This is a genomic window from Roseomonas chloroacetimidivorans (genome assembly GCF_049629625.1).
Lineage (GTDB): Bacteria > Pseudomonadota > Alphaproteobacteria > Acetobacterales > Acetobacteraceae > Roseomonas > Roseomonas chloroacetimidivorans.
In genome coordinates this window covers 1-2,810 of sequence record NZ_JBNBZS010000211.1, presented here as the reverse complement: position 1 = coordinate 2,810, position 2,810 = coordinate 1, and the positions used below count along the sequence as shown (strand labels likewise).

General features: G+C 68.4%; 1 protein-coding gene. It reads right to left on the bottom strand.

Annotated features, from left to right (window positions below; translation table 11 throughout):
• Window positions 1-127 precede the first annotated feature (127 nt).
• Window positions 128-2,810 (bottom strand): DNA mismatch repair protein MutS (mutS, locus tag ACO1BU_RS36635; protein ID WP_424140784.1); only part of this gene is annotated, 2,683 nt, incomplete at its 5' end.

Below are 2,810 nucleotides of genomic sequence, written 5' to 3'. Positions count from 1 at the left end.
CACTTGTCCCTTGGATTGCAGTCGCTCTTCTGCCAGATCGGCGGCCTCTGTAGCATCCAGTGGTACTCTTTCACGACAAGGCTGGTGGCCGGGTGTGAGCCGTCTCATGGTACGTTTCGCGCGACTATCATGAGGCTTTCGGCGAATGGCCGGTGTGCTGGGCGAGGATCTCTTCAGCACGTTGGAGGACACGACGGGGCATGCCCGCTAGCGCCGCCACCTTGAGGCCGTAGGAGCGTCCGGAACGACCGGCGAGCACCTTGTAGGAGAAGACGTCGCCGTGCCGCCCTGCGGCCGCATCCATGGTCATGCAGATGCTGTGGGACATACTCTCGGCCGCATCTGCCAGCTCATGGTAGTGGGTAGCAAAGAGAGTGCGGCATCCGACCTCGTCATGCAGGTACTCCATGCAAGCCTGTGCGATGGACAGCCCATCATGCGTCGACGTGCCGCGCCCCACCTCGTCCAGGATCACCAGCGAGCGTGCCGTCGCCTGGCTCAGGATTGCTGCCGTCTCCAGCATCTCAACCATGAAGGTGGAGCGCCCGGCCGCCAGGTCGTCCGAGGCACCGATGCGGCTGAACAACTTATCGACCTTGCCGATCCGTGCCCGCTTGGCCGGAACAAAGGAGCCGACCTGCGCCATCAGAACGATGAGGGCGACCTGCCGCAGGAAGGTGGACTTGCCCGCCATGTTGGGGCCGGTCAGCAGCCAGAGCCGCTGAGCGTCAGGCATGTGGCAGTCGTTGGGGATGAAGGACCGACCGGCACTCTCCAGAATGGCTTCCGCCACAGGATGGCGCCCACCCTCGATGTACAGCTCCGCATCGTCGCAAAGCTCCGGCTCAATCCAGAGCCCCTCGGCCGCCGCCTGGGCAAGGCCGCAGACCAGATCCAGGGCCGCTGCGGCATGGGCGATCCGGGTGAGTGCCGGGCGGGCCGCAAGGGTCATCGAGCGGAGCGCGCCGAAGATGCGCTGCTCCGCACGCAGTACCGTCTCGGCGGCAGCCGCGTGCTCAGCTGCGAGACGATCCAGCTCGGTGGTCGCGAAGCGGCTGGAGTTGGCCAGCCCCTGGCGCAGCACAAACTCAGGCCCGAGCCCCTTGGCGGCGGAGGCTGGCACCTCGATGTGGTGGCCCAGCACGGTGTTGACCCGGATGCGGAGGCTCTTCACGCCGGTCTTCGTGGCATAACAGGCCTGGAGGGCCTCGATAGCCCCCTGCCCTTCCGCCACGACAAGGCGGGCCGCGTCGAGCTTGGCGTCGTAGCCTTCAGCGACGAAGCCTGCCTCCACCTCGGCTGGTGGAAAGGCCACCAGGGCCCGGCGCAGCGCCGTCGCGAGTTCGCCGCACGGCCCGGAGGCCCCTGCGGCGAGGTCACGCGCCGCGGTCAGGAGCCCCGGCGGCAAAGCTTCGGCGTGCTGGAGCTGAGTGGCCGCCTCGCTGACACGATCCAGGAACCCCCGAACGGCGGCCAGATCACGCGGGCTGCCCTGCCCGAGCGACAGGCGCCCGCATGCGCGCAGCACGTCGGGCATGCCCGACAGTGCCTCCCGGCAGCCCGAGCGAACGGACGGCTGCTCCACCAGGAACCGCACCATAGCCAGGCGCCGCGCGATGGTGGCGGGATCGGTGAGCGGCGCGGCAAGCTGCCGCATCAGCAGGCGTGCGCCCGGCGGGGTCACGGTGCGGTCGAGCACCGAGAGGAGCGAGCCCTCCCGGCCCGACGCCGAGGACAGCACCTCCAGCCCTCGTAAGGTGGGCGCGTCGATCTCCATGGTGTCGCTCATGCCGGCGCGTCGCGGCAGGGGCATGGCTTCAGGCATGCGGCCTACTGTGGCGCCGACATAGTCCAGCAAAGCAGCCAGGGCGGAGAGCTCCGGCGGCGAGAACCCTCGCATCAGGTCGGCGGCGCTATCGCTGTAGAGGGCGAGCAGACTCCGCTTTGCTTCGTCGAGGCCAGGCACCGCTCGGTTGAGGTTTGAGAAGGGAACGCCGGAGCCCCGGAGGGCAACGGCCAAGGCCTCGGAGGCCTCTGGCCAACGGGCGACCAGGACCTCAGCGGGGGAGATCCGTGCCAGCGCCGCGCCGCTGCCGTTGAGGGATGCCATGGCGGTGCTGGTCTCGCCGGTGGACAGGTCTGTCCAGGCAAAGGCGACGGCGTCGCCCTCAGACAGGGCCACACACAGGTTATTCGGCCGCCCCTCTGTCAGCACGGCCGCATCGACGGAGGTGCCCGGCGTCATCTGCCGCAAGGGCCGTTCGGCACCGGGCTCCGGGGGCTGCTCGGAGAGAGCCACCTTGTGCCCGGCTGCGAGGAGCCGCGCGACGGCGGAGGATGCTGTCGCAGCAGGCACCCCACACATAGGGACGTCAGCGGCATCCTTCTGGCGCCGGCGGGTCAACTGCAGGCCGAGAGCCCGCGCAAACACAGGTGCATCAGCCCCTAGCACCTCATAGAACTCGCCGACGCGATAGAAGATGAGGTGGCCCGGCGCCGCGGCGGCTGCAGCCGCATGCGCCAGCATCATCGGACTGGCCGGTGGGATAACAGGCGTGTTCATCGTCCGTTCTAGGTAGGGTGGAACAGGGCCGGATGCTAGCAAAAGGCAGCCGCCGGCGCTGCGTAGGGCTTCCGGATCTCTGGCGAGGGCCCCACCCTCCGTGATGCTGGCGGCCAGCGCGGCGCGGTGCTGCACCATGAAGTCGTCGCCCTTGGCGCCGGACTGCACCCGCACGTTGTTGCCGGCCAGGGCCAGTACCAGCAGGCCAATCAGCGTGTCGTCCGAGATCTCGAGCTCTCGAAGGCTA